The sequence below is a fragment of the Pantoea sp. NPDC088449 genome (genome assembly GCF_044753225.1).
Lineage (GTDB): Bacteria > Pseudomonadota > Gammaproteobacteria > Enterobacterales > Enterobacteriaceae > Pantoea > Pantoea floridensis.
This window is the reverse complement of the sequence record NZ_JBIVMT010000004.1, coordinates 295,419-321,383: the sequence shown is the minus strand read 5'-3', so window position 1 is coordinate 321,383 and position 25,965 is coordinate 295,419. Positions and strand designations below refer to the sequence as shown.

Annotated in this window: 24 protein-coding genes; 7 read left to right on the top strand and 17 right to left on the bottom strand. The window is 55.7% G+C overall.

The annotated features are described in order from the left end of the window. The first annotated feature begins 140 nt into the window (after positions 1–140). A complete protein-coding gene (gene yghX / locus ACIP6T_RS18860) occupies positions 141–1,031 on the top strand; it encodes a YghX family hydrolase (RefSeq protein WP_097096071.1) in 891 nt (296 codons plus the stop codon). Between the two features lie 173 nt (positions 1,032–1,204). On the opposite strand, the gene ACIP6T_RS18855 is transcribed toward yghX, so the two are convergent. Next, a complete protein-coding gene (locus ACIP6T_RS18855) occupies positions 1,205–1,570 on the bottom strand; it encodes a helix-turn-helix domain-containing protein (protein ID WP_097096070.1) in 366 nt (121 codons plus the stop codon). Positions 1,571–1,671: 101 nt separating this feature from the next. Between ACIP6T_RS18855 and ACIP6T_RS18850 the strand changes: the two genes are divergently transcribed. Together ACIP6T_RS18850 and treF are read left to right on the top strand one after the other, a co-directional pair. Next, on the top strand, positions 1,672–2,526 hold the full coding sequence (locus tag ACIP6T_RS18850) for an SDR family oxidoreductase (protein WP_400458353.1): 855 nt from the start codon (positions 1,672–1,674) through the stop codon (positions 2,524–2,526). A gap of 378 nt (positions 2,527–2,904) precedes the next feature. Continuing rightward, entirely contained in the window at positions 2,905–4,602 is a 1,698-nt protein-coding gene (gene treF / locus ACIP6T_RS18845) for an alpha,alpha-trehalase TreF (RefSeq protein WP_097096068.1), read from the top strand. Positions 4,603–4,646: 44 nt separating this feature from the next. Here the strand turns inward: treF and ACIP6T_RS18840 are convergent, their stop codons facing one another. Together ACIP6T_RS18840 and ACIP6T_RS18835 are read right to left on the bottom strand one after the other, a co-directional pair. Then, the gene (locus ACIP6T_RS18840; protein ID WP_345828347.1) at positions 4,647–5,465 is read right to left on the bottom strand and encodes an alpha/beta fold hydrolase; all 819 of its coding nucleotides are present in this window, start codon (positions 5,463–5,465) and stop codon (positions 4,647–4,649) included. A gap of 134 nt (positions 5,466–5,599) precedes the next feature. Beyond that, on the bottom strand, positions 5,600–6,547 hold the full coding sequence (locus ACIP6T_RS18835) for a sensor domain-containing diguanylate cyclase (RefSeq protein ID WP_097096067.1): 948 nt from the start codon (positions 6,545–6,547) through the stop codon (positions 5,600–5,602). Positions 6,548–6,924: 377 nt separating this feature from the next. On the opposite strand from ACIP6T_RS18835, the gene ACIP6T_RS18830 reads away from it, so the two are divergent. The 4 genes from ACIP6T_RS18830 to ACIP6T_RS18815 all read left to right on the top strand — a co-directional run bounded on the left by ACIP6T_RS18830 (position 6,925) and on the right by ACIP6T_RS18815 (position 12,750). Further along, positions 6,925–10,176: a transporter substrate-binding domain-containing protein gene (locus ACIP6T_RS18830; protein WP_400458350.1), complete on the top strand. Its 3,252-nt coding sequence runs from the start codon at positions 6,925–6,927 to the stop codon at positions 10,174–10,176. Next, positions 10,173–10,874: a response regulator transcription factor gene (locus ACIP6T_RS18825; protein WP_097096065.1), complete on the top strand. Its 702-nt coding sequence runs from the start codon at positions 10,173–10,175 to the stop codon at positions 10,872–10,874. The genes ACIP6T_RS18830 and ACIP6T_RS18825 overlap by 4 nt, the downstream gene beginning before the upstream one ends. A gap of 130 nt (positions 10,875–11,004) precedes the next feature. Then, on the top strand, positions 11,005–12,069 hold the full coding sequence (uxuA, locus tag ACIP6T_RS18820) for a mannonate dehydratase (RefSeq protein ID WP_097097649.1): 1,065 nt from the start codon (positions 11,005–11,007) through the stop codon (positions 12,067–12,069). Positions 12,070–12,327: 258 nt separating this feature from the next. After that, entirely contained in the window at positions 12,328–12,750 is a 423-nt protein-coding gene (locus tag ACIP6T_RS18815) for an ester cyclase (protein WP_400458347.1), read from the top strand. Here ACIP6T_RS18815 and ACIP6T_RS18810 read toward each other — a convergent pair. The 14 genes from ACIP6T_RS18810 to ACIP6T_RS18745 all read right to left on the bottom strand — a co-directional run bounded on the left by ACIP6T_RS18810 (position 12,747) and on the right by ACIP6T_RS18745 (position 25,883). Next, positions 12,747–13,178 (bottom strand): MarR family winged helix-turn-helix transcriptional regulator, encoded by a 432-nt coding sequence (locus ACIP6T_RS18810; protein ID WP_400458346.1) that lies wholly within the window; start codon positions 13,176–13,178, stop codon positions 12,747–12,749. The two genes, ACIP6T_RS18815 and ACIP6T_RS18810, sit on opposite strands and share 4 nt — an antisense overlap. Before the next feature lie 34 nt (positions 13,179–13,212). Next, the gene (gene fabF, locus ACIP6T_RS18805) at positions 13,213–14,475 is read right to left on the bottom strand and encodes a beta-ketoacyl-ACP synthase II (protein WP_097096062.1); all 1,263 of its coding nucleotides are present in this window, start codon (positions 14,473–14,475) and stop codon (positions 13,213–13,215) included. A gap of 10 nt (positions 14,476–14,485) precedes the next feature. Then, positions 14,486–16,042 (bottom strand): DHA2 family efflux MFS transporter permease subunit, encoded by a 1,557-nt coding sequence (locus tag ACIP6T_RS18800; RefSeq protein ID WP_400458344.1) that lies wholly within the window; start codon positions 16,040–16,042, stop codon positions 14,486–14,488. Next, entirely contained in the window at positions 16,039–17,079 is a 1,041-nt protein-coding gene (locus tag ACIP6T_RS18795; protein WP_400458342.1) for an HlyD family secretion protein, read from the bottom strand. Before ACIP6T_RS18795 ends, ACIP6T_RS18800 begins: the two co-directional genes overlap by 4 nt. Further along, positions 17,076–17,621, bottom strand: a complete 546-nt coding sequence (locus ACIP6T_RS18790) for a helix-turn-helix domain-containing protein (RefSeq protein ID WP_345828333.1) — start codon at positions 17,619–17,621, stop codon at positions 17,076–17,078. Before ACIP6T_RS18790 ends, ACIP6T_RS18795 begins: the two co-directional genes overlap by 4 nt. A 173-nt stretch (positions 17,622–17,794) precedes the next feature. Further along, positions 17,795–18,487, bottom strand: coding sequence for an amino acid ABC transporter permease (locus ACIP6T_RS18785; protein ID WP_097096058.1), 693 nt, complete (start codon positions 18,485–18,487; stop codon positions 17,795–17,797). Positions 18,488–18,502: 15 nt separating this feature from the next. Further along, positions 18,503–19,189, bottom strand: a complete 687-nt coding sequence (locus tag ACIP6T_RS18780; RefSeq protein ID WP_320204511.1) for an amino acid ABC transporter permease — start codon at positions 19,187–19,189, stop codon at positions 18,503–18,505. Positions 19,190–19,276: 87 nt separating this feature from the next. Next, entirely contained in the window at positions 19,277–20,092 is an 816-nt protein-coding gene (locus tag ACIP6T_RS18775; RefSeq protein WP_097096056.1) for a transporter substrate-binding domain-containing protein, read from the bottom strand. A 20-nt stretch (positions 20,093–20,112) separates the two neighbouring features. After that, positions 20,113–20,850, bottom strand: coding sequence for an amino acid ABC transporter ATP-binding protein (locus ACIP6T_RS18770; RefSeq protein ID WP_049850676.1), 738 nt, complete (start codon positions 20,848–20,850; stop codon positions 20,113–20,115). A 10-nt stretch (positions 20,851–20,860) separates the two neighbouring features. Continuing rightward, positions 20,861–21,427 carry a peroxidase-related enzyme gene (locus ACIP6T_RS18765; protein WP_179452163.1) on the bottom strand — a complete coding sequence of 189 codons (567 nt, stop codon included), beginning with the start codon at positions 21,425–21,427 and terminating at the stop codon, positions 20,861–20,863. Beyond that, the gene (locus tag ACIP6T_RS18760) at positions 21,424–21,906 is read right to left on the bottom strand and encodes a CMD domain-containing protein (protein WP_400458339.1); all 483 of its coding nucleotides are present in this window, start codon (positions 21,904–21,906) and stop codon (positions 21,424–21,426) included. Before ACIP6T_RS18760 ends, ACIP6T_RS18765 begins: the two co-directional genes overlap by 4 nt. Further along, on the bottom strand, positions 21,903–23,357 hold the full coding sequence (locus tag ACIP6T_RS18755; protein WP_400458337.1) for an NAD(P)-binding domain-containing protein: 1,455 nt from the start codon (positions 23,355–23,357) through the stop codon (positions 21,903–21,905). The genes ACIP6T_RS18760 and ACIP6T_RS18755 overlap by 4 nt, the downstream gene beginning before the upstream one ends. Before the next feature lie 368 nt (positions 23,358–23,725). Next, the gene (locus ACIP6T_RS18750; protein ID WP_400458335.1) at positions 23,726–24,685 is read right to left on the bottom strand and encodes a LysR family transcriptional regulator; all 960 of its coding nucleotides are present in this window, start codon (positions 24,683–24,685) and stop codon (positions 23,726–23,728) included. Between the two features lie 289 nt (positions 24,686–24,974). Further along, positions 24,975–25,883, bottom strand: a complete 909-nt coding sequence (locus tag ACIP6T_RS18745) for a LysR family transcriptional regulator (RefSeq protein WP_400458333.1) — start codon at positions 25,881–25,883, stop codon at positions 24,975–24,977. Positions 25,884–25,965: the final 82 nt, after the last annotated feature.

The following is a 25,965-nucleotide window of genomic DNA, read 5'->3' as shown; positions in this document are numbered from 1 at the left end:
ATGGATATATTCCTGCTGAATATTTTCCACATGAGGTTAATCGGTAGTGGTTAACCCATTGAGTCATAACATTTGCCTGCGGGGACGAGCTGTGCTTTTTTAAAGCAGCAATCAACCCGTTAATCCGCGAAGGAGTGGTTATGACCCGTCTTACTGCACAGGATTTCCCTCAGGAATTGCTCGAACTTTACGATTACTACGCTCATGGCAAGATCAGCAAACGCGAATTTATTTCGCTGGCGGCAAAATTCACCATTGCCGGGATGACGGGTGCCACGTTGTTGAGCGCAATGAGCCCCAACTATGCGCTGGCGCAGCAGGTTGAATTTACCGATCCGGCGATCAAACCCGAGTACATTCACTATCCGTCACCGCAGGGTCACGGCGAGGTACGCGGTTATCTGGTGCGTCCGGCAAACGCTACAGGCAAAGTGCCCGCCGTAGTGGTCGTGCATGAGAACCGTGGCCTGAATCCTTATATCGAAGATGTGGCAAGGCGCGTGGCGAAAGCAGGTTATATTGCGCTGGCACCGGATGGTTTGAGCTCGCTGGGTGGCTATCCGGGCAACGATGACGAAGGCAAAACCATGCAGGCCAAAGTCGACCCCACCAAACTGATGAATGATTTCTTCGCTGCGGTAGATTTTCTGATGCACCACGAAGCAGGCACCGGCAAAGTGGGCATTACCGGTTTCTGCTACGGCGGCGGCGTTGCCAATGCAGCGGCGGTGGCGTTTCCCGACTTAGCCTGCGCCGTGCCATTTTATGGACGTCAGCCCAAAGCCGAGGACGTGCCGCGTATCAAAGCTCCGTTGCTACTGCACTATGCGGCGCTGGATAAAGGGATCAACGAAGGCTGGCCCGCCTATGAAGAAGCGCTGAAGGCGAACCACAAAATCTTTGAAGGCTATGTTTATCCCGGCGTGAATCACGGTTTTCATAATGATTCGACGCCGCGCTACGACAAAGCCGCCGCCGAGTTGGCCTGGAGCCGCACGCTGGGCTGGTTTGAGAAGTATTTGCACGCCTGATGCCGTAAGAGTGCCATGAATGGTTGTCAGTTAAGACATGAAAAACCCTCATTACCGAGAGCACACATTGTAGCGGCGCAATTTATTGCGCGATAAATCGCGCCGCTACGGAAGGTGCGGTGATTTGATACGACGCTTAACTGGTTGGCATTACGCCATTTATGGCGACCCGATTAATGCGCAGGCTTCAAAATGCGATGCACGTTGCTCTCTAACCAATCCGCCAGCCCAACCACCTGCCCTTCCACTTCATGCCCTAAAGACGTCAGACGATACTCCACATGCGGCGGCACCACTTCATAAGCAATACGCTCGACAAAACCATCTTCTTCCATATAGCGCAGCGTCTGCGCCAGCATACGTTCACTTACGCCACCAATCTTGCGGCGCAGTTCACTAAATCGCAGCGTTTCTTCGCGCAGCGCTAATAATATCAGTACGCTCCAGCGGCTGGTGATACGCTTGAGCACCTCGCGTGATGGGCAATTGACATTAAGCAACTCGCCACGCGTAAATTTATCACTCATCTTTTCAGACACTTAAACCATCTCCGCCAAACTAACAAATCTGTAAGTACTTACTAAAAGTTAGTTTATCTCGTAGGCTGTTTGTAAACCAGCTCAAACTGAAGGAGAACATCATGATTGCGATTACAGGTGCCACTGGCCAACTGGGCCGTTTGGTCATTACCGAATTACTGAAAAAAGTGCCGGCCAGCGACGTGATTGCGGCGGTGCGTTCACCCGAGAAAGCGGCGGATCTCAAAGCGCTGGGCGTCACGCTGCGTGCGGCGGATTACAGCAAACCGGAAACGCTACAGAGCGCCTTTGCCGGCGTAGATAAAGTGCTGCTGATCTCCTCAAGCGAAGTCGGCCAGCGCGTTGCCCAGCACAAGGCGGTGATCGACGCCGCGAAAGCCGCGGGCGTTAGTTTAATTGCTTACACCAGCCTGCTGCACGCCGACACCACCCCATTAGGATTAGGCGTTGAGCATCGTGCAACGGAAGCGGATTTGAAAGCCTCTGGCGTTCCCTACGCGCTGCTGCGCAACGGCTGGTATACCGAGAACTATGCGGCGAGCATTGCGCCCGCCCTGGCACACCACGCCTTTATTGGCGCAGCAGGTGAAGGTCGCATCTCATCGGCGGCGCGTAGCGATTATGCAGCTGCGGCGGCAGAAGTGATCAGCCGTGACGATCAGGCTGGCAAAGTGTATGAGCTGGCCGGTGACGACAGTTATACGCTGGCGCAATTCAGTGCCGAAATCGCTAAACAGTCGGGTGAAAAGGTTGAATACATCAACCTGCCGCAGGCGGAGTTCGCCGCGGCGCTGAAAGGTGCCGGTTTGCCGGATGGACTGTCTGAGATGCTGGCAGATTCAGATGCCGGAGCCGAAAAAGGTGGATTGTTCGATGATAGCCATACGTTGAGTAAACTGATTGGCCGCCCAACCACGCCATACGCGGATGTGATTAAGGCAGCACTGAAGAAGTAAGGTGCGCTTGGTCCCTCACCCCAGCCCTCTCCCGCACGCGGGCGAGGGAGCCGATCGAGTTCGTCTCAGCCGCTAAACATTCCCTCTCCCGCCGGCGGGAGAGGGTTAGGGTGAGGGGAAAACCGCTCAGCTCCCGCTGCGTTTGCCATAAATTGATCAAGCCATCTCACTCTTTTTTAGTCTTATTTTAGCGATTTTCTTAATTACAGATAATTCTGTGCAGCTATTTGAACATCCATCTCAAGCACTGCTTTCATTTCCTGAAATATAGCCCGTTGTAATCGCTCAAAATTCATAAAAACAGGCGATCCATCGACATGATTTATTACGTTCATAGATAAATCGCATTGTTGTTTAGCCCTCTCAAACCTCTATAATTTGTCCTTTACGCATTCAAGACTTTACCAGGAGGCTGCTATTAATACTAACCAACAGCAATATAACGCTTTCGAGGATCGACGCGCAGATGCTGAACTGGAGTATCAATATAATCCTCATGAATTTGTTCGTGAAGGTGTGCAAGATTCGGAGCCAGAACCCGAGCTGATCGAAGGTCTGCCCGCGCCGGATGCGCTGACGCCTGCCGATCGCTACATGGAGCTGTTTGAGCAGGTGCAAACCTCGCACATATTTGCCGACAGCAAAACGTTTCCAGACTGCGCACCCAAATTCGATCCGCTGGATATTTTAATTCGCTTTCGTCGCCGTAAACGCGCAGCGGATTTTGATCTTGAAAGTTTTGTGCACGAACATTTTTATTCACCGCAGGTGAATGAGAGCTTTTATGTTTCTAATCCGGATAAAACCTTAACGGAACATATTGACGATCTGTGGCCCGTGTTAACCAAAATGCCACAGCAGCATTTAGCACACTCATCGTTACTGCCATTACCGAAACCTTACGTGGTGCCCGGTGGCCGTTTCGGGGAAACCTATTATTGGGACTCTTACTTCAGCATGCTGGGCCTTGCTGATGCGGGGCGCGACGATTTGCTGCGCCACATGGCGGATAACTTTGCCTGGCTGATTGATAATTACGGCCACGTGCCAAACGGCAACCGTACTTACTATCTCAGCCGCTCGCAGCCGCCGGTGTTTGCGCTGATGGTTGAGCTGTTCGAAGAAGATGGTATTCGCGGCGCGAAACGCTATCTCGATCAGCTGATGAAGGAGTACCAGTTCTGGATGGACGGCGCGGGCGAGTTGATGCCGCATCAGGCTTACCGCCATGTGGTGCGCATGCCCGACGGTTCGCTGCTAAATCGTTACTGGGACGATCGTGATACGCCGCGAGACGAGTCGTGGCTGGAAGATATCGAGACCGCGAAAAAATCGAGCCGCCCAGCGAACGAAGTTTATCGCGATCTGCGTGCCGGGGCGGCTTCGGGTTGGGATTACTCCTCACGCTGGCTGCGCGATCCGCAGCGCCTGGCGAGTATTCGCACCACACAATTTATTCCGATCGATCTCAACGCGTTCCTCTACAAACTGGAACTGATGATTTCAACGCTGTCGCATGCCAAAGGTGAAGAGCTGACGGCGCTGGCATGGCAGAAAAAGGCCGATGGCCGCAAGCAGGCGATTCACCGTTACCTGTGGGATAACACCGCCGGGGTTTACCGTGATTACGACTGGCGCCGCGAGCGTTTCGGCGCCTTCACCGCCGCGGCGGTTGTGCCGCTGTTCCTCGGCCTCGCTTCGCCGGAACAGGCGCATTTGCAGGCGGTGGCGCTGCGTCAGTTGCTGCTCACGCAAGGTGGCTTATTAACATCCATGGTGGAAAGCGGCGAGCAGTGGGATAAACCCAATGCCTGGGCTCCGCTGCAGTGGATGGCCGTTGTCGGTTTGAATCACTACGGTGAAGAGACGCTGGCGACAGAAATTGCCGTCAACTGGCTGAATACGGTGAATAATTTCTATTCGCTGCATCATAAGCTGGTGGAAAAATACGACATCAGTGGCGATCGCGCCCGTCCGGGTGGCGGCGGTGAGTATCCGTTGCAGGATGGCTTCGGCTGGACCAACGGTGTCACCCGCAGGCTGATGACAATGTACGGGCATTTGCTGGCGGATTGATAAACGCTGTAAGGTCGCCATTCATGGCGACCTTTTCACATCAATTACTTCTGCAAAAACGCCAGCAGATCCGCATTCAACCGATCCTGATGCGTCACCGCAAAACCATGCGGACCATTCTCGTAAACCTTAAGCTCCGATCCTTTAATCATCTCATGGACCAGTTTGCCGGTGGCTTCGAACGGCACAACCTGGTCATTGCTGCCGTGAATCACCAGCGTCGGCACATCCACTTTGGCAATATCTGCGCGGAAATCGGTCTCAGAAAACGCCGTCACGCAATCGATGGTGCCTTTCAGCGATGCCAGTAGCGCAATGTTGAGAGTTTGCGTCAGCACGCCGTCAGAAACCGTTTGCCCCGCGTTAATGCCGTAGAACGGCGTCGCGAACTCTTTGATAAATTGCGCACGATCTTTGCGTAAGCCATCTTTAATGCCGTCAAATACCGATTGCTCAACGCCTTCTGGATGATCGGCCGTTTTGCCAAAGATCGGCGTTACCGCCCCCAACAGCACTAAACTTTTCACCTTCGCCGTGCCGTAGCGGCCGATATAGCGTGATACATCGCCACCGCCCATTGAAAAGCCCACCAGCGTCACATCATCTAACTGCAGATGTTCAATCAGGCCGTGAATATCATCGGCAAAGGTATCGTAGTTATACCCTTCCCACGGTTGATCGGAGCGACCGAAGCCGCGACGGTCAAAAGCAATCACGCGATAGCCACGTTCGGCGAGAAAATTTAGCTGGCTGTCCCACATATCAGCATCCAGCGGCCAGCCGTGACTAAACAGCACCGGTTGGCCCTTACCCCAATCTTTAAAATAAAGATTAACGCCATCTTTCGTCTTAAATGAACTCATTCGTTTGCTCCGTTAGTGAGTGATGTCGTGTGTCTGCCAATCAAACTACATCGAACGACGGGCGGTTTACTGTAAGCAAGTTTAGGCGCCGTGGCGGCGGATGGGAGAGAGGTGGGCGTTTTTTTTCGGCAGCGTTAACCCGCTAAGCCAAATCCTTGCTTGCCGTTTTTCTTAATCTGATACATCGCTTCGTCGGCGCGGGTTAGCGCATCCTCAAAACGGTCGAGCTCCTGCACCTGGGCGATGCCTATTGATGCGCCAATTTGTGCATGCCCGTTATCAACATCAAACGGCAGTAGCGCGGCATCCAGCACCGCCTGCAGCATAATGCGCACTTTGGGATAATCGATAAGGAAAGGGATCAGTAGCACAAACTCATCGCCGCCCAGGCGTCCAATCACCACGTTGGGCAGCACCACGGCGCTGATGCGCTGGCTGAGCTGAATTAACACTTCATCGCCGCTGCGATGACCCAGCGTATCGTTGACGTGCTTAAAATTATCCAGATCGACAAACGCCACGCACAGCGGCCCCTTTGCTTTCATCTGATTAAAATGGCTGGGCAGCGCATGGCGATTGGTAAGGCCAGTAAGCGGATCGTGATGCGCCAGCGAGGAGAGCTGCGCTTCGTACTCTTTCTCTTTGGTCATATCAATGTGCGTACCGGTCACCTTGATAGGATTACCTTGATCATCCCATTCGGTCACGCGCCCGCGATCCAGCACCCACTTGATGTTGTCGTTCTTACCGAGCATGCGATGCAGCGCTTCGTAGTAAGGCGCGCGCCCCTCAATATGATCGTAAAAGGCTTTCAGCACGTCGTCGGCATCGTCGGGATGCAGGCATTCACGCCACACATCAAACTGGGCTTTGGTTTCTTTTGGCTGAAAACCGAGCATGGCACCCCAGCGGCGGTTGAAAATCACTAACTTACCGCTCGGAATATCCAGCTGCCACAAGCAGAGCCCGGTACCATCCAGCGCAGCACTTAACTTATTACGCGCGTCATGCGCTATACGCTTTAAGCGCGCATTGTGCTTTTTCAGGATCTGGATCTGCTGACGCAGCGCTTCTTCTGACATGGTTGGCTGAAGGCGAGGAAATAAGCGCTATTTTGCCTGCCAGGAAGTTTCTGTAAATAAAACAAATGAAAAGCCGATTAGTAGCGGTAAATTGCAGCAACCTCAGGAGTAACGTCGAATGTAACCGGTAAAAACAGCGAACTTCACTAATTTAAGCGCCAGCTTTTAGTAAAATCCACTCACATCCGCTACCCGCCAATGGCGATTCGATAGCCCCATTCAGCCGTCATTTACCAGAATTTTCTCAGCTGCCATTTAATTCCTGCTTAACAGCGTGCCGCTGTGAGATGTCATTGGGCGCGTCAAGATTGCGCCAGAAAGTTGCACAGCCACGCTGGCAGTGCATGACGCCGTTAGCGAAAAGGAAGAGATGAGTCGTGGTAATACGTATTCTAAGCATGATCGTTCTGTGGAGCCTCTGTCTCTCAGCCTGGAGCGCTGCCCCATTAACTTTCACGCCACGTTACGGACTCGTCTCTCCTGAAGTGTCGCTGAGCCCATCGAGCCAACGCTGGCTGTCGCGTCATCCCGTACTGCGCGTTGGCGTATGGAACAATGCCATTCCGCCCTATATGGTTGAATTTGAAAAAGGAACTTACGAAGGCTTATCGGCTGACTACCTGGCCATCATCGCTAAAACCATGAACCTGCCGGTGAAGATCACGTTATATGACACCCGTCAGCAAATGGTGGATGCGCTGCGAGCCGGCGAGATTGATCTCACTCCCTATTACACCCAGGCAGCCAACCAGGACACACATCTCGAACTGAGCATCCCCTATTCGCTGGCACAGAGCGTGTTAATTAGTCGTCGTCAGGCAAAATTTGATCGGGAATTGAAAGACGCTAATTACCGACTCATGTTTTTCGGCGATACCGCACTCAAAAACTTATTACATCAGCGTTATCCAAAGGCCTATTTAGTGCCCGCTTCACCGCATTTATGGGCGTACACCGAAACAGCATTGAGCAACAACACGGTGTTTTGGAGCAATACCGCCACGCAGCGTTACTTATCGCAACGCGGCCTGCAAAATATTATTGAGTCACACGACACGCCCTACACCAATGACGTTGATGCCCGTTTTGCCACCCGCGCTGACAATCATCCGCTTATCACCGCCATTAATGAGATTCTCGCCAATATCCCACTGCGTAACGCCGTGCAAATCGCCGAGGCCTGGGGCCTGGATTATCGCTCGGTAGTGAAAAATCATCCCCTCGATCTCAGTGATGAAGAGGCTAAATGGCTGGAGCAGCATCGCGATATCACCGTATTTTACGATCCCTCGCACCTCCCTTTTACTTTTGTCGATGCCAAACAGCGCGTGGTGGGATTGAGCGTAGAGCTGCTCAATCTCATCTCTCAACGCACGGGAATTCATTTTCAATACCAAGCGACGCATGGCTTAAACAGGATGCGTGATGCGCTGGTCAAGCAGCCTCATTCGCTATTGGCGGTGAGCGACGCGGCTTCGCAACAAAATAAACATATCCGCTATTCGCGCTCATATATCTATTCACCCTGGGTGGTCGTCACGCGAAAAGAGAGTAAATGGCACAGCCTGGATGAGATGGCAGGCAAACGCATGGGTCTGTATGAACGCGTTTATTACCGTAACGACCTTCGTCGTAGCTGGCCGGAGGTAGATTTTGTTGAAAATGCCGTCTCGATTGATTTTCTCGGGCAGCTGCAGGATAAACAGGTAGACGGTTTTATCGTGCCTTATGAATCGGCACAGTTTTTACTCAATAACCACTTCAATGACCGTTTCAAAGTGGCGTTTGTCGCCCCATTACCGATGTTTCGCATGGCAATGGCCGCCAATGTTGCGGATAAACATCTCATTTCAATCCTGAATAAAGCGCTGTCAGATATTCCGCAGCCCACCATCCAATCGCTGATGGAACGCTGGATTAAGTACACGCCGCCCGCCACCAGCACCTCATGGCAGAGCTATCGCAGTTATATGCTGCGTTTCGGCATAGGCGCTGGCCTGTTTTTGCTGTTCTTCCTGTGGCGTAACCACCTGTTGAAATCCTCACTCGCGAAGCAACGCAAGCATGAAGAGGAGATGGGCCAGCAGCTGCACTACATCGAAACGCTGCTGGAGGATGTGCACAAAGCCAAGCGGGCAGCTTTACGTTCCAGCGAGGCGAAAAGTACCTTCCTCTCCCACATGAGCCACGAAATCCGCACGCCGCTGGCGGCGCTGATTGGCCTGCTGGAAATCGAGCATTTAGGGCAGAGCGATCAGCAGCAGCGGCAGAAGAATATCGATCTGGCGTGGCAGTCCTCGCGTTCACTGCTTTCGCTGGTTGGCGACATCCTTGATCTGGCGAAGATCGAATCCGGCCATTTCAGCATTCGCCCGATGACGATGTCGCTCAGCGATGTGATTCACGACACCGAAGCGCTATTCCACCAGGTGGCACTCAATAAAGGCATAGCGCTGAATGTGATACTGGAAATTGACCAGGATTGTGTGATGTTTGATCCGGTCGCTTTAAAGCAAATCTTGTCGAATCTGGTGAGTAATGCCATCAAATTCACCACCAGCGGCGCAGTTGAAGTCGTACTGTATCAAGCGGATACCAGTAAACCCGACTATGTGCTGGAAGTGTGTGACAGCGGCTCGGGTTTAACGCCCGAACAACAGCAGGCTATTTTCGATCCCTTTATTCAGGTTGATCAAGGCACTAACCGCGTCAGCGGTACCGGACTTGGGCTCAATATTTGCCGCCGTCTGGCGGCGATGCTGGAAGCGGAGCTGCACGTTGAGAGTGAGCCTGGAGTAGGCAGCGTATTTATGCTGCGCTTCAGCGCTCAGCCCAGCACGCTGTTTGAAGCAGAGGTTGAGCCTGAGCAGGTAGATGACATTGCCCACGTATCACTGCGCATGCTGATTGTTGATGATAACGCCACCAACCAGCTGCTGTTGGCACAGCAGCTGCGTTACGCCGGGCATCACGTTTTAGTCGCGGATGGCGGTGAAGCGGCGCTGACATTATGGCGTGAGCATGAAATCGATCGCGTAATCACCGACTGCAACATGCCCGGCATGGACGGCTTCGAGTTTACCCGTCAGCTCCGTATAGAAGAGAAGCGCCTTAATCGCCGCATCGTCCCCATTTATGGCCTCACGGCCATGGCGGAAGAGCGCGTTGCCCAGCTCGCCATTCAGGCGGGGATGAATGGTTGCCTGTTTAAACCGCTGGAAAGCACGCAGTTGCTGAAAGTGGTGACGGGAGCACCACCGACTCATTCACGCCCTGACACATTACTCACACTGGAAAACCTTGCGGCCAACGATCCGCAAGCCTGGCACGATTTGGTGACCACCGCCCAGCAGCAGAACGCGCGCGATCTTGCGCAGCTAAAGCTGGCGACGGAAGAAGCGAATTTTGCCAGCGCACGCCGCACCGCACACCAATTGCTCGGCAGCGCCAAGCTACTGCATGCCGAAGCGTTACAACACAGCAGCCTCGCTGCCGAGCAAGCGGCTGAAGAAGAAGATCATGCGCTGCTGCAGCAGCAGTTGCCAGCGGTTATCGCTGCCGTGGCGCAGCTGGAAGAACTGTTCCTACATACACTAGAAAAAAACCACATTGATGAGGTGAAACCATGAAAGAAACTGCGATTTGGCAGGTCGCCGTATTAGATGACCATCCGCTGATTGGCAAAGCGATTCAATATCGCCTGGCACAGGAACCCGAGCTGGAGCTGGTGGGTACTTTTGCCCAGCGTCAGCAGCTGATGAGTTTCCTGCAGCAGAATTCGGTGGATGTGCTGGTACTCGATTACATGCTGGGCGAAGAGGATCTCGACGGCTTGCAGATGGTGAAACAGCTTCGCCTGCGCTATCCCGATTTGAAAATTCTGGTCTCCTCGTCGATGGAGAAACCGGCCATTGTCCAGCTGCTGTTAAAAGCGGGTGTACATGGTTTTATCGGTAAGAGCGAAGAGCAGGAAGTATTAGTGACTGCTATTCATCAGGTGTGCCGCAACAAGCGTTTTCTCACCTCAGAGATGTTGCTGGAGATGGATAAGTTCCAGGAAAGCGATCGGGAGATGCATGACTACTTAATGCCACGCGAACTGGGTGATGAGCTCAAACTGCTGCTGCGCGATCTCAGCCCACGCGAGATCGAAGTGATCCGCTGCTATCTTGATGGCTTGAGCATCACGCAGATCGCGGTGAAATATGCGCGCAGCCGCAAAACCATCAGCGGGCAAAAGCAGACTGCGCTGCGCAAACTGGGGCTGCGATCCGATCTGGAATTATTCAAATACAAGGATCACTTCAGCGGCGTGCTGCACCATTAAGGCCGAACCTGGCGGATAAATTGTGTTCTGTGACGCGGATCAAGGCTTATAGTTGGTGCCGTGTTGTCAGCATGTTTACTAGAATGGTAGTTTATCAGTCATCACAGACACGATGACGGTGGATGACATTATGCAGCTGACAATGCGTTGGTTTGGTCCGAAAGAAGATAAAGTTTCGCTGGAATATATTCGCCAGGTGCCGGGCGTACGTGGCGTGGTTGGCGCGCTCTATGACGTGCCGGTGGGTGAAACCTGGCCTGTCGAAAAGATTAATGCGCTGGTTGAGCAGGTGCACGCCGCCGGTCTGACGGTGGAAGTGATCGAAAGCGTCAATATTCATGACGACATTAAAATCGGCCTGCCCAGCCGCGATCGCTACATTGAAAATTACCAGCAGAGCATCCGCAATCTGGCCAACGCGGGCGTTAAGGTGATCTGCTACAACTTCATGCCGGTGTTCGACTGGATGAAGACCGACATGAACTATGTTTTGCCCGACGGCTCGCTCACCATGGCTTTCGAGAAGAAAGGCATTGATAAGAGCCTTGATGAAGTGGTGCAGGAAGTGCTCGGCAATGCGAATGGTTTCGCCCTGCCCGGCTGGGAACCCGAACGTCTGGCAAAAGTGCAGGATCTGTTTGCCCAATACAAAGATGTGGATGACGCAAAGCTGCGTGAAAACCTCGCCTACTTCCTCAAGGCGGTGATCCCGGTGTGTGAAGAGGTGGGCGTGAAGATGGCGATCCATCCGGACGATCCGCCGTATTCGATCTTTGGCCTGCCGCGCGTGGTGAAAAATCGCGACGATCTTGACTGGATCTGTAACGTGGTGGATTCCGAAGCTAACGGCATCACGCTTTGTACCGGATCGATTGCGGAAGATCCCAGCAATGACGTGTACGCCATTCTGGCCGAGTTCTCTCGCCGCAGGCGCATTCCCTTTGCCCACGTGCGTAACATCAAAATTATTCAGGACAAAGATTTCTACGAGTGCGCGCACCCAACGGAGTACGGCTCGCTGGATATGTATAAAGTGCTGCAATCGATGTACGACAACGGCTTCGATGGCTACATCCGCTCGGATCATGGTCGCTTTATCTGGGGCGAAACCGGTCGTCCGGGCTATGGTTTGTACGATCGCGCGCTGGGTACTACCTACCTGCTAGGGCTGTGGGAAGCGCTGGGTAAGCGTTGAGTTTGGTGCGTTTTTTCCCCTCACCCTAACCCTCTCCCGCACGCGGGAGAGGGAACCGATCGCGCCCCATCGAACATTATCTCACTCCCTCTCTTTCACGGTAAATGGCTCTTTCTGCTCCCTCTCCCTGTGGGAGAGGGCTGGGGTGAGGGCATCAGAATGCAGCAAACTTCGTATAAAGCACAACTTAACAAATCCCTGATCCTCGTTTGCCGTTAAATATATACAGTTAAACTGTATATATTGCGGAGAATCACCATGTCTGAACAGAACAAAGCCGTTGTGCGTCGCTTTAACCAACAAGTGATGGCCGAGGGGGATCGTCAGGCCTTTGATCGGCTCGTCGCCGCACACTTCGTTAACCGCTCAGCACCCGCGGGCGCACCCAACGATCGCGAAAGTTTGTGGCACACCTTTGATCGGATCCTGCGCCCCGCGCTCTCCGATTTACAGGTGAATATTGAGGAGCAAATCGCCGAGCGCGATTGGGTCACTACGCGCAAAAGCATTGGCGGCGTTCACAGCGGATGGCTGATGGGCATTGCGCCCACCGGTTTAGCCGTGACGATCGCCGTGATCGATATGGTACGCATTGAAAACGGACAATACGTTGAACATTGGGGGATGAACACGCTGGCGGCGGTGATCAATCACCTGCGTAGCGCCAGCCCGTCGGTTTAAAGCAGCTTGCGCAATGCAGCCAAGCCTTTCTGCAGATCGTCACGATCGGATTGCTCAAGGCTGGCGTTAATGCGCGCCGCAATCCACTCCGTGCGCTGTTCGCGTGCCGTGACCAGGTGTGCGCGTGCGCGATCGCTCAACACAATCACCTGCGCTCGCGCGTCCTGCGCGCTTTTTTGCCGCAGTACCAAACCTTGCGACTCCAGCTCGTTAATCACCAACCGCATACTTTGATGCTTCACGCCGCGCAGCCGCGCGAGCTCGGCGATGGAGAGCGACTGATGGCTTTCGAGCAAATCTAAGGTTTCATACTGCGAAGTGCGCACGGTCGCAGTACCAACCCGCACATTACGCACGAACTGGCTGACAAGCTGACGGAGCTCTTCCGCCAGCTGCTGAGTTTCGGATTCCGGAGTCAAAGGGGCCATTCCTGCACGCTATCGTTGCCCCATTATAGGAAATCTATCGCCAGGCTTTAAACAACAAACTGGCATTAACCCCACCGAAGCCAAACCCATTCGATAGCGCATAGGTCATCGCCGTTGGCTGTGCGGTGAGCGCCACCAGATTGAGCCCGGCCGCCGCCTCATCCGGATTTTGCAGGTTCAGCGTGGGCGGCGCAATCTGGTCGCGTAGCGCCAGAATGGAGAAGATCGCCTCCACGCCACCCGCCGCTCCCAGCAGATGTCCGGTAGCGGATTTGGTTGAGGTGATCGCCACTTTGCTTCCCGCGAAGAGCGAACGGATTGCCGCCAGCTCGCCTTTATCGCCCACCGGCGTCGAGGTGGCATGCGCATTAATGTGCTGTACCTCCGCAGCCGCGATGCCCGCCTGCGCCAGCGCAGTTTCCATCGCCCGGCGCGCGCCTTCACCATTTTCCGGGCCGGCGGTGAGATGATAAGCATCGGCGCTGGTGCCGTAGCCCACCAGCTCGGCCAGCGGCGTAGCGCCGCGCGCCTGCGCATGCTCCAGCGATTCAATCACCAGTAACCCGGCGCCCTCGCCCATCACAAAGCCATCGCGGTCGCGATCGAACGGACGCGAAGCCTGCTGCGGACGATCGTTAAAGCCGCCCGACATCGCCTTTGCGGCGGCAAAACCGGCCAGGCTGACGCGATGAATCGCCGCTTCGGTACCGCCACACAGCGCAATATCCGCCTCGCCGCTGCGAATCAGTCGCGCCGCATCGCCAATCGCCTGCGCCCCCGCCGCACAGGCGGTCACCGGGGCACCAATCGGTCCGCGAAAACCGTGCGCAATCGAGACGTGTCCCGCCGCCAGGTTGGCGAGAAACGAAGGAATGGTGAACGGCGACAGACGGCGAGGTCCACGCGCTGCGGTGGTTTCTACCGCGTTGGCGATTTCGTTAAAGCCGCCGATGCCGGTGGCGATCACCGTGGCAGTACGCTGCTGCTGTGCCACATCCTGCGGCGACCAGTTGGCCTGCGCCAGCGCTTCATGGGCAGCCACCAGCGCGAACTCGATAAAGCGATCCATTTTCTTGCGATCTTTGGCGGCGATAATGCCGTCGGGGTTAAAACCGTGCTGCGCATCCTGCTCTGGCGTCGGCACCTGGCCCGCTACTTTACAGGCGATATCCTGCACCATCTCCGGCGGCAGCGCGCTGATGCCGGATTTTCCCGCCAGCAGCGACTGCCACACCGCCTCCGTGCCGCAACCCAGTGGCGAGACCAGCCCCATGCCAGTAATAACAATACGTTTCATTGATAACTCCTTAAGCCGCGGGCTTTTTCATAAAAGGAACCAGCAGCGCGGCGATACAAAATCCGACCATAATCAGCCAGAATGCGTCTGAAAATGCCTGCGTGCGCGCCTCGCGGAGCGTCAACTGCGCCAGCGATTGCAGCGCCGCAGTGTGCGCCGCATCCGAACTCAGGCCGCTGCCGATGAGCGCCAGCGTGCGTGATTGCAGATAGTCACCCAACGTCAGGCTGGCAGAGTTGAGATGGTCAGCCAGACGGCTGAAGTGCAGATTGGTACGATCGTTGAGCACCGTGCCACACAGCGCGATACCGATAGCGCCACCGAGGTTGCGCATCAGATTAAACAGCCCTGAAGCTAATTTTAGTCGCGCCGGGGGCAGGCTACCCAAAGTCAGCGTTACCGTAGGCGCCACGGCAAACTGCTGCGCCATGCCGCGAAACGCCTGCGGAAACAGCAGCTCTTTGGCGCCCCAGTCGTGGGTGATTGGCACAAAAAAGTACATCGACACGCCAAAACTCATCAGGCCAAACGCCAGTAGAATGCGCAGATCGACGCGATTCGCCAGCCAGGCATACAGTGGGATCGACAGGATCTGAAAAATACCGGTAGAGAAGATCGCCATCCCGATCTCCAGCGCGCTGAACCCTCGCACCTGGCTGAGAAACAGCGGCGTGAGATAAATGGTGGCGAAGATGCCGACACCGGCCATAAATGAGAAGTAACAGCCGAGGCTAAAACCAGGATCTTTCAGCGCGCGTAAATCCATGATGGGTCTGGCGTGATGCAGCGTACGAACAATAAAAAACACGCCGCACACCAGCGCAATCCAACCGGTGGTAGCGATGGTGCTATCGTCAAACCAGCCCCAGCGCGGCCCCTCTTCCAGCGTGTATTCCAGATAGCCGAGCGACGCCGCCAGCAGCACAATGCTGAAGTAATCGGCGCCACGCAGCAGTTCACGATTCGGCGCGTCGATTTTCACCAGCAGCGGCACGGCAACAGTAATGTAAATGCCGGGAATGATGTTGATGAAGAATAGCCAGTGCCAGCTGTAGTTGTCGGTAATCCAGCCGCCCACCGTCGGCCCCAGCGTCGGCGCCAGGGAGGCCAGCGCGCCCACCGTAGCCGCCGCAATCACCCGCTGCTTGCCCTGAAAAAAGGCAAACGCGGAAGTGAACACCAGCGGAATCATCGAACCGCCGGCTAATCCCTGCAGCGCGCGGAAGGCAATCATGCTTTGAATGTTCCATGCCCAACCGCACAGCAGACTCATGATGGTGAATCCGCAGGCCGAAGCGGCAAACAGCCAGCGCGTTGACATCACGCTCGCCAGCCAGCCGGAGAGCGGAATGATGATGATCTCCGCGATCAGATAACTGGTCTGCACCCACACGGTTTCATCATCGCCGGCCGACAAGCCGCCACCGATATCACGTAGCGACGCCGACACGATCTGGATATCCAGCAGCGCAATAAACATGCCGATGCACAGCGTGGCGAAGGCCACTATTTTCTTGCTCACCGGCATTTGCGCCGGCGCCACCAGCGGTGCGGCGACGCTGCTCATCGCGCGCTTCTCTCATCCACCGTGACCGTCACCGACAAGCCGGGACGCAGCAGGCCGAGCGCCGCATCATCGCCCTCCAGCACGATGCGCACCGGCACGCGCTGGACAATTTTGGTGAAGTTGCCGGTAGCATTTTCTGCAGGCAGGATGCTGAAGCGTGAACCGGTTGCCGGGGATAAGCTGGCAACGTGGCCGCTAAAGGTGCGGCCTGGTAACACATCGGCAACGATGTGCGCCGCCTGTCCCGGCTGCATGTTCGCCAGCTGGCTCTCTTTGAAATTGGCGTCGATCCATAAGCCGTGCGACGGCACCAGCGACAGCAGCTGCGTGCCGCTGCTGACGAACGAACCGGACCACGCGCGACGGTTGCCCACCACACCCGCAAAAGGCGCACGAATTTCGGTGTACTCAAGATTGAGCTTCGCCATCGCCAGCCCGGCCTGTGCTTTGGTCAATGCCGCTTTCGCCTGCAGTTCACGCGCGTCTAACACCTGAAGCTGTCGCTCCGCCACCGTTTTATCGGCGCGGGTTTTGCTCTCTTCGGCAATCGCCTGATGGTAATCGGCCTGCGCATGATCGCGGATCTGCTGTGACACCGCCGCACTGCTGGCCAGCAGGGTGTAGCGCCGCTGATCGGAGGTGGTTTTTTGCGTCACCGCCTGCGCCGCCAGCAGCGAGGCGTGCGCACCGGCAATGGTGGCGAGCTGCAGCTGACGAGTGGCGGCGATATCACTCAGCGCCGCTTGCTGCGCGGCCACTTCACCCGAGGCCTGCTCCACCGCCGCGAGATAATCACGGTTATCCAGCTGAACCAGCAGATCGCCCTGCTTTACCTGCGCGTTATCCTGCACCGCAATGGTGTGAATGTAGCCGGAGACTTTAGCCGAGATGGCGCTGATATCCGCGCCGACGTAGGCATCATCAGTTGAAGGCATAAAGCGCGCGGTGTGCCACCAGTAATAACCGTAACCGGCCAGCGCGATACCTGCCGCCGCCAGCGCCAGCAACAGCGCAGATTTTTTGCGCGTCAGCATCATGATTGCGGCTCTGTCAGCGAAGGCGGCGCGAATTTCTGGGCGTTATCACCGGCGCGTTTTTTCTGCAGATAGTCATGGCGATAGTGCATCATCGGCACCGCCGCCGGGCCGGGTACCATCTGATATTTGTCCAGGGTAAGCGGCTCACCATTCTCGCTATCGACCAGCTGCATCTTCACCGGACGCTGCGTGGCGGTTTCTACCAGCTGTATCTGGCGTCCTTCCGGCGAGAAGTGGGTGCTGCCCCACTCTGCCAGCGCCAGAATCACGCTGCGGAAATCACGTCCGGCAGGCGTGAGGTGATATTCATAGCGCGCGGGGCTGGTGCTGTAACACACCTTCTGCAGCAGGCCATCTTCAACCAGCTCTTTCAGCCGACGCGACAAAATGTTGGGTGCCACGCCGCTGCTTTTCTGGAACTCATCGAAACGCGTGAAGCCAGCCAGCGCATCACGCATGATCAGCATGCTCCAGCCATCGCCAATACGGCCCAGGCTGCGCGCGATGGGGCACGGCATATTGTAGAGGGGTTGGTTTTTCATGATTGGGTATCCGCATCTTTCTGATGCGGGATACTGTTACAGAGTGACTTTCATTTTGCAAGTAACTTGCATAATGAAAGTTATGATAGCGATAAAAAAGGTGCGCATAAATGCGCACCCTACGTGATTGGGTATGCGGGTTTTGTAGGGTCGCCATTTATGGCGACCAGGATTTACGTCCGCACCCGCAGCGCCGCCTCAATCTTGTCGGCAATCTTGGTAACCACATATGCAATCACCATGTAGAACACCACCGCAATCAGGAAGGCTTCGAGGTAGTAGAAATTCAGCGCCGCAGTCAACTGCGCCTGAGCGAAGATATCCACCACTTCGATAGCAAACGCCAGCGACAGCGCTTTCATGATCACCATAAAGGCATTCGCCAGATCGGGGATCGCCGCCACAATAATTTGCGGAAACATCACGCGGCGGAACAGCTGGCCGCCGCTATAGCCCAGCGATAGCGCCGCATCCGATTGGCCGCTATCAAACGAATTCAGCGCGCCCTTCCACACTTCCGCCTGGAACGCCGCCACGCAGGCGCTGAGCGCGACAATGATAATCACCCAGTTCGGCAGCGAGTGCGCATTCACTTCCACGCCAAACAGTGTGGCAACAAAGTGCAGCGCCGGTGGTAAACCGTAATAGGCGAGGAAAATTACCACCACCATCGGCACGCCTTTAAAGGCAATTTTGTATGCAATCACCAACTGCCGCAGTACCGGAATGCGGCGATGCTCGACAAAGGCAAACAGCCCGCCGAGCAGCGTTGAGCAGATAAACACCGTCACCGCCATCAGCAGCGTAACCGGCACCGCATCGAGAATGCTCCAGAAGTCCGGCAGCAAAACCTCAAGATCAAACATGGTTGCTCCCCTTTATCAGACGCTGGTGAATTTAACGCGCGCAGCGGTTTTTGAGCTGTACTTCGCGTGACGTTGTTCGAAGAAACGGATAATCAACCAGGCCACGCCGCACAGCAGCGAATAGAGCACCGCCAGCACCAGATAGGTACCGAACTGATATTGGTTGTAGTCACGTTCCATAATTAGATGCGCCGTCGCCATGACATCCGCCGCACCGATGTACATCACCAACGCCACGTTATGAATCAGATAGATAATCGCATTGCCGTAGCCCGGCAGCGCATAGTGCACCGCCTGCGGACCGACAATGCGCAGCATTTTCTGGCGAAAGCTGTAACCCATGCTGTCGGCGGCGTCATGCTGGCCGCGCTCCACGGCAAGAAAGGCCGGACGCATCACTTCCGACAGATAACCGCCGTGGTAAAGACTCAGGCCAATCATCGCTGCGATATTGGCGGTGACAAAATCGCTGAAACCAAACTGCTCGGCCACCAGCGGCAGGCCATAAAAGGCGACAAACAGCTGCAGCACCACCGGCACGCTGCGCGCGTACGAGACGTACAGATCCACAACCTGGCTAATTACTGGGATGCGGCGCACGCGGAACACGGTGGCGATCAGCGCCAGGAAGAACCCGACGATCATCGCGACAAACATTATGCCGAGCGTCAACGGCAGCGCCGAGAGCAGCTCGGGAATCATCGAAGTCAGATTCACGGTGAAACACTCCTGCTAACAATGAAGCAGCGCCCGGCTCAGCACCGGGCGCAGCGGCTTCAGGTGAATCGCTTACTTCATGTATTTAGTGACGTCTTCGCCGAACCACTTCTGCGCCAGCTTATCCAGCGTGCCGTCGGCCTTCAGCTGCTGCAGCGTTTTGTTGATGTCATCGTTCAGCGCCTGGTTTTCAGCAGAGCGGTGAATCAGCACGTAAGTGTTGTTGATGGCCACCGGCTCGCTGGCTTTGATCGCCAGCTTCTGATTGTCGATCACCGTCTGCTCGCCGAGGTTAGAAGGCAGGATCAGCGCATCATATTTACCGCTTTGCACTTCTTTCAGGCGATCCGGATACGGCACGCCGGCGCTCGACGCCTTGATCGCCACTTTGTCGTTCGGATTTTCCTGCTGCCACTGGGTCACAAATTTGTATACGCCGCCGCCAGCAGTCACCGGCACGATGTTCTTACCGACCAGATCTTTCATGCCGTTGATGTTGCTATCGCTGCGGCTGTAGATCTTCATCAGGCTGGCGCCGATCGGCGCATCCGGGATCAGGAACTGTTTGCTGCGGGTCGGCGCTTTGTAATAACCGCCGGTCGCCATGTCATATTTACCGGTCGCCAGACCGGTCTCCTGGGCGATATCCGCCGCCCCTTCCATGACGAATTTGTACTGCGGCAGCCTGGCGTTGATGGCTTTCAGCACGTCCGGCTCGTAACCCTGCGGCTCGTGACCAATTGCGCCCCACGACAGCGGTTTCGATTCCGCCGCGGTGGCGATTTTGATGGTGCGCACGGCGTCAGCAAAGCTGTTACCGCTAATGAGCGCCAGTGCGATGATGCCAGGCACGGCCAGGCGACGTAATGTGGTTTTGATTGCAGGCATGTGGTTGATTCCTTTAATTATTAGAATACGCGTTCTGAGTTGAGGAACTGAGCAAGGCGCGGCAGGGTGGGATTATCAAACATCTCAGTCGGGCTGCCCTGCGCGGCCACCACGCCCTGATCCATAAACACGATGCGATTGGAGATGCTTTTGGCGAACTGCATCTCGTGCGTCACCAGCAGCGAGGTAATGCCGGACGACGCCACGTCTTTAATCACTTTCAGCACCTCGCCCACCAGCTCCGGATCGAGCGATGAGGTTGGCTCATCAAACAGCATCACGTCGGGACGCACCGCCAGCGCGCGAGCGATGCCGGTACGCTGCAGCTGGCCGCCGGAAAGCTGCGACGGATAGTGATCCAGCTTGGCGCCCAGACCGACGCGCTCCAGCTCTTGCACCGCGATATCGCGCGCCTGCTGTTTGCTTTTACGCTGGATGACGATCAGCGGATCCATCACGTTTTCCAGCACCGTCATATTTTTGAAGACGTTGAACTGCTGGAACACCATCGCGGTGCGCAGGCGGATCGCCTGGATCGCCGCTTTGTCCGGAGCCTGATAATCCATGCGGATCTGATCGAGCTGAATAGTGCCGGACGCCGGTTTCGCCAGATAGTTAATGCAGCGCAGCAGCGTGGTTTTACCGGTGCCGCTTGGTCCGATGATCGACACCACGTCACCACGTTTTACCGATAGATCGACGCCTTTCAGGATCGGCGTGCTGCCATAAGCGAGCTTGATATCGTTGAGTTCTAACATGCAGCAGCCCCTATTTGTTCAGGTCAGCATGGCCAAGCACATGCATCAGACGGTTGGCCCAGCCAAAAATGGCGATGGCGTGGATCAGATCGATAATCTCCTGATCGTTCATGCCGACCGCGCGCAGTGCCGCCATATCCTCGGCGCTGGCCTCTGACGGCGTGACGGACAGGCGACGGGCAAAACGGTAGATCGCCGCATCACGCTCGCCGAGCACATCGGCACGATCGAAGTAAATCGCACTCACTACCGCATCACTTTCTGCCAGCTGCGCATGGCGGCGCGCATGCACCACCGCGCAATATTTGCAGCCGTTAACGATTGAAGCGCCCAGTGCACCGAGCTCGCGATCTGCACGATCCAGCCCGCCATCGACATACATAATGGCGTTGAACAGCACGGTACGCGCCACGTAGCTGTCGGGATCGTGCGCCAGCGTGCGCACATACTCGGAGATCTTCTTGTTCGAGGGCGTCACTTTCATCGCATCAAGCTGCGCGGGCGTGGCATCTGCCACCTCAACCGGCGCGATGTAAGGATGCCAGTGCAGCGGCTTGAGATTAACCGACGGAATCATGCAGACCTCAACAAACGTAATCCGGCCGCGACGCGCGTCTGGAAGTTAACAAAAGCGATCAGCTCTGAGAGCGCCACGATCTGTGGATTACTCAATCCTGCCTGTTCCAGCAGGCGAATGTGCTGCTCGGTGGCGTTCATCAGCTGCCGGGTAACGAGATCGGTATGCCGCGCGATAGTCGCCAGCGGCTCAGCCAGATCGCTGGCACCGGCCGCCAGCGTCAGCAGCGCGTCTGATGGCTGCAACGCCGCCAGCTGCGCCTGATAATCGCGCTGCAGCTCGGCATCGCCATTCAACTGCGCCATGCGTTGCGCCAGCGCCAAACGCACATCCGGCGCTAAGCCCTGATCGTCATTAGGTGCCAATACCGACAGCCGGCACTGCTCAGCGCCATCCACAAATTCCGGGCGCAGGCGGCGTGTAGCGTACAGCGCATCTTCAGCGTTTAAGCCAACGGCGCGATCAATTGCGTCACTCACTGCGCGTTCTCCTGGTTGAGTAAGGGCGTGGAATCCACCCATTCATCACCCTGCAATTCAGGGGTGTCAAAAGCCTGTAAGTTGGCGTAATGCTGCTCGACATCTTCGGCAAACAGCGACGCGCTGATGCCGCGCACCAGACGATCGGCACCGGCGCTCACCGCCGGAATATCGCCGGAGACTTTGCCGTGCGTCAGCATCGCCGCATCGTTGAAGCAGTGAATATGCGCCAGTCCGGAACACGCGCCGGGCGTCAATTCGCGGAACTCAAAGGCGGGACCGAGATCCGGCGCTTCGAGCAGATTGGCACGCGGCGCGCCCATTTCTGGCTGATAACGCCCGTCGCGCCAGCTGCGGATGTGCGGTGCGATGGCGGCAAACTCTGGGCGTCCGTGGAAATCGTTGCTAAAGCCAGTGGCGGCAATCAAAAAGTCGTAGCGCAGCGCGCCCTGAGTGGTTTCGATCAGCAAACCCTCGGCCTGCTGTTTTACCGCTTTGATGCCGCAGTTGAGGAAGAAGCGTGCATTGGCATGACGTGAAACGCGCAGCGTCGAAGAACGCGGCGGTGGCGTTTGCGTGGTAGCAGTGTAATCCACAAACTTCCATTTCCACGCGTCCGGCAATTGATACATCCCGTGCACCACGCCCTGGCTGCCGATGCCGGTCATTTTGTTAATGCGCGGCATCTGTGGGCGACGGATCAATAGATCTACTGCACCGGCACCGTTTTCCAGCGCGGTGGCGGCGTTATCCATCGACGATGCACCCGCGCCAATCACCGCAATGCGTTTGCCCTGCAGGGCCGCGAAATCAATGTCGTCGGCGGAGTGCGCCCAGAATTTGCGGTCAATGCCTTGCAGGAAGTCCGGCACGGCAAAACCGCCAAGGCCAGAGCGTCCGGTAGCCAGCACCAAACGGCGGGTGTAAATCCGGCCGGTTTCGGCACCACTAAGATCGAGCGCGATTAACTCACCTTCGAAAGTAATATTGGTGACGCGCACATTGTTGCGCACCGGCAGATTCAGCACCTTGCGATACCAAATCAGATAATCCATCCACTGCGCTTTGGGAATTTTATCCAGCTCCTGCCAGGCTTCTTTGCCCCATTGCGCGGTGAACCACGCGCGGAACGTCAGCTGCGCCATGCCGAGTGCCGGGCCATGCAGTGACTTCGGTGAACGCAACGTTTCCATGCGCGCAAAGGTCACCCACGGACCTTCCAGCCCGGCGGGCGCGGCATCGTAGGCCACCACGTTGCTGATGCCGGTAAGCTGCAATTTGGCCAGCGCCGCCAGGCCGCACATACCGGCACCGATCACCACCACATCACGCACCGGGGCGCCATCCTGCGTGCGCGCTGGCACCCAGGATTTTGCAGGCAGTTCAAGATATTCCAGATCCTGCTGCAGCTGAGCTTCCAGCGCGGCAAGACCGTCGGCAGCATTCGTCATACGCGTTTTCCCTGAAATAAGCGGCGGCCAGCAAACTGGCGAAACCACTAAAGTGCATTGGTGACTATGCATTTTCATTATCCCGATAACACATAGTTAGCGTGCTTTAATCACCAAATCACATAGTAAGAGCTAAGGTTTCGCATAATCCTCTTGCCCTAAAACGGAGTCAACAATCTCGCTCAGCTTTTGACCAATGTATTTCTTATATCTTATGCCGAAATTGTTATAAGCGAGGTGGGAGCTGGCTGGCGGTCGCCATAAATGGCGACCCTACGGGTTGGTCGTCATTTATCATGGGAAAGAGCTGCACGGGGCGATTGTAGGGTCGTCATTTATGACGACCTTGTTGATACCCGCACTGTTGTTTAATCCTGATTAATCAGGCGCATAATGCGCGGATGCTCGCTGGCAGGCAGACGCTCAAAGCCTGGCAGCAGATGAGCCGCAGCGTCGGCTAAGGCTTCCACCAAGGCTTGCGCAGCGGTGGAGATTTGTCGCCCCTGCGGCGTGATCACGCCAAAGTAGTACGGAATATCCTCCTCCAGCGGACGAATCGCCACACCGGCCAGCGGCATGCCCCAACCGGTCACCGGCTCAAGGATCGCTACGCCCAATCCGGCGCGCACACAGCCGAGAATATTGGCGGAGGAGTTAGTCTCGATGGTTTCCTGCAGCGGCGTTTTGACCTTTTTCAGCGCCTTTTCATAGCGCCCGCGCAGACGTTGCGGGCTCCACGGCGCAATCAAACGGCGTCCCGCCAGGCTGCTGAGCGACAGCCGCGTTTGCGCCGCCAGCTCATCGTTCTCCGGCAGCGCCACGACGCACTGCGACTGCCCAATCCAGTGCAGCTCTACCGCGTGATGCTCCAGCGGCAAGCTACACAGACCGAGATCGGCCTCTGCGGTGATCACGGCATGCGCGGTATTAACTGCGGATTCGCTGATGATCTGCACTTTGTTCTGCAAATTAAGCGCGGCCAGCGCCTGCGGCAGCAATCCCGCCGCCAGCGCGGGCGTGGCGGCAATACTCAGTGGACGATGCTGCTGATGGGCGATCTCCTGCGCGCGCAGGCGAATTTGCTGCAAAGAAAGCAGCGCTTTCTGCACGTATTGATGCAGCTGCAATGCCTCTTCCGAAGGATGGATACGCGGGCCGTTGCGGATAAACAGCGGATAACCGAGCGACTGTTCCAGTTCCTGAATCAAGCGCGACACCGCCGGCTGCGAGCGATTGAGCGCCTTTGCTGCCGCCGTAACGCTACCGGCAGAGATCACCGCCGAGAAGGCCTCCAGCTGCCGCAAATCCAGGTCGTTTAAAATGGTCATCGCGCGATTTTTCCCTAACTCATTGATCACTCCCGACATTGGCGCGGGAAAGTTTTCATCATAGAGAGAGTCACGGCAATTAGCCACTGGGTGGACAGTGCGCTTTGTCCCTCACCCTAGCCCTCTCCCGCAGGCGGGAGAGGGAACCGTCCTCTGCGGAATTCAGCATTTTCTCCCAACTAATCATTCCCTCTCCTTCTGGGAGAGGGAACCGTCCTCTGCGGAATTCAGCATTTTCTCCCACCTAATCATTCCCTCTCCTTCTGGGAGAGGGTTAGGGTGAGGGAAATCACAACTTCTCCGTCAACTCACATTCATTCTCATGCAGCAGCCGCAGCATCTCGAGTAAAAACGCGTCTTCGTTGCCCTTTTGCCAGGCAATACTGAGCGGCAAGCCTTTGATTTGTTCGGGCAGATCCAGCGCTATGTAGCGCACGCTGTCGCTGTTCATCGTGCGGTACGACGCGGGCACCACGGCCAATCCCAAACCGGCCGACACCAAACTCAGAATGGTTTGTTTCTCTTCGGCGAACTGCGCGATGTGCGGCGTGAGTCCCGCCAGTTTGAACAAACTCATCGTCAAATCGTGGCTGTGCGGGCGCGTGCGGCGATCGGGAATAATCATCGCTTCATGCTGGAAATCCACCACCGCCACCCGTTCGCGCTGCGCCAGCGCATGCTGAATTGGCACCGCCAGCACGCAGCTTTCACGGGTAATAAAGCGCACCGCTAAAGACGCATCAATACTTTGCGGTTCGCGGATAAAAATCATATCCAGCCAGCCCGATTTTAATTTCGGAATTAAATTAATGGTTTTGTCTTCAATAATATGAATATCACTGTGCGGATGCAGTGGCACAAATAAGTTAAGCAACGCCGGAACTAATCCGCGCGCGGCGCTATCAATGGCGCCAATGCGTAATGTACGACGCTCATCGTTTAATCCGACTTTAAATCGCTGCGCCAGCGCATCAAATTGATCGATTAATTTGCTGGCCTCATCAAAAAATATCGCGCCTTCGGCGGTTAATGAAACATTACGCGTCGAGCGATTTAACAAGCGCACGCCAAGGTCTTCTTCCAGTAAACGAATGAAGCGAGAAAGTGACGCAGGCATCATTTCCATTCTTTGAGCAGCGCGCCCGAAATGGAGTTCTTTACCCACGGCGACAAAACAACGCAATTGATTTATATCCACATTTCCCTCGCCCGTTGATTATGCAAATACTTTATATAATCCACGCCTGATGATCCACCAAAGCAAAACTGCATACTGAACG